Source organism: Aquiflexum gelatinilyticum, assembly GCF_024813435.1.
Taxonomy (GTDB): Bacteria; Bacteroidota; Bacteroidia; order Cytophagales; family Cyclobacteriaceae; genus Cognataquiflexum; species Cognataquiflexum gelatinilyticum.
This window is the reverse complement of sequence record NZ_JANAEZ010000016.1, coordinates 6,910-8,433: the sequence shown is the minus strand read 5'-3', so window position 1 is coordinate 8,433 and position 1,524 is coordinate 6,910. Positions and strand designations below refer to the sequence as shown.

At 36.5% G+C, this 1,524-nt stretch carries 2 protein-coding genes; both read left to right on the top strand.

Translation table 11 applies throughout. The annotated features are described in order from the left end of the window. A partial coding sequence (locus tag NK987_RS21290; RefSeq protein WP_259265495.1) for a T9SS type A sorting domain-containing protein occupies positions 1-326 on the top strand: 326 nt, incomplete at its 5' end. Positions 327-789: 463 nt separating this feature from the next. Further along, the coding region (locus NK987_RS21285; RefSeq protein WP_259265494.1) for a putative Ig domain-containing protein at positions 790-1,524 on the top strand (735 nt) is incomplete at its 3' end.

Sequence of the window (1,524 nt, the reverse complement as noted above, 5' to 3'; positions counted from 1 at the left end):
AAGACCAAAATCCATCCGGCGGCTCAGAAGAAAATTCTTCAGTAACGGAAAAAGATGCCCAAGAAAGGGAAAGGCCGGGAGTAACAAGGATGTTCCCTAATCCTGTATCGGATCTGATCAACCTTGAACTTTCAAATCTGCAGGAAGAAAAGGTACAGGTAAGTATATTCGACATGAAAGGAATCCTCTTGTTGGATCAGGAATTTGAATCCGAAAACGGAACTTTGGTCTTGGATATTTCCGAACTGAGGCTAAAACCCGGTACACACGTCCTACTCGTCAATACAAACGGTGGCCAACAGGTCTTCAAGTTCCTGAAGAAATAAAAAAATGAAACCATAGATTAAAAAACGAGGGAATTTATCCCTCGTTTTTTTTTGCTTAATAGGGCTTGTCTTAAACTGTTCAATTACTTTTTATTTAATTAATAATTGATCCGATAAGGAGGAAAAAGGTTCCTATGGGTTAAAAAATTTCAGTTCATATTTTCCAAAATCTTTGGTAATCCCTTTTTGGGAGGTTGATAAAAAAAATAAATAAAATAAATTAAATGATTAATTATCTTTAATCAAGAATTTTTATTCCAACAACCAAAAAACCTTTATAACATTCAGAGCAAAATATATATTTGATTATTGAACAAGATTTGAATAAAAATACATTTTTAAAGGTTCAAAAAACATATTATTGGTGATTTTTGAAAAAAATATAGATAGTTATATTTTTTTTATCAAGATATATTTTGAATTTAGGTGACAGAAAAAACCTTCTAAACTCCAGGGAAATCATATGAAAACTTTTTCAAAAAATGCCGGAAAATTATATCTAATTCTTCAAATTTTATTATTTACAGTTATATTTTCTGTAAGGTTGCAGGCAATACCAATTAACTTAGAAATAAATAGTTTTACTCTACTAAATCAACCTCCTTCCCTTATTCAACCCATTCCTAACCAATCGGTTTTGGTTGATTCACCTATCAATTTTATTTTTGATGCAAACACTTTTCAAGACCTTGACGGTGACGGATTAACCTACTCTGCAAAGCTTGCCGGTGAGCAAGATTTGCCTTTATGGCTGAATTTTGATCCTTTGACAAGGACTTTCTCAGGAACTCCTCTGGCAGAGAATGTAGGAACACTTTCGGTCGAAGTAACTGCCGATGACGGAAACGGGGGGTCTGTATCCGATATTTTCGACATTGTCATTTCCGCAGCAAACAATATCCCGACGGTCATCAACCCTATCGTCGATCAGGCGGCTCCTGAAAATATCCTTTTCAGCTTCGAATTTCCAAATGATGTTTTTCAGGACCTTGACGGAGACGGATTAAGCTTCTCTGCACTGCTCGTAGGCGGCGGAGATTTACCCGCATGGCTAGTCTTTGATCCTTTGACAAGGACTTTCTCAGGAACTCCTCTGGCTGAGAATGTAGGAACACTTTCGGTCGAAGTAACTGCCGATGACGGAAACGGGGGAGCTGTATCCGATATTTTCGACATTGTCATTTCCGCAGCAAACAAT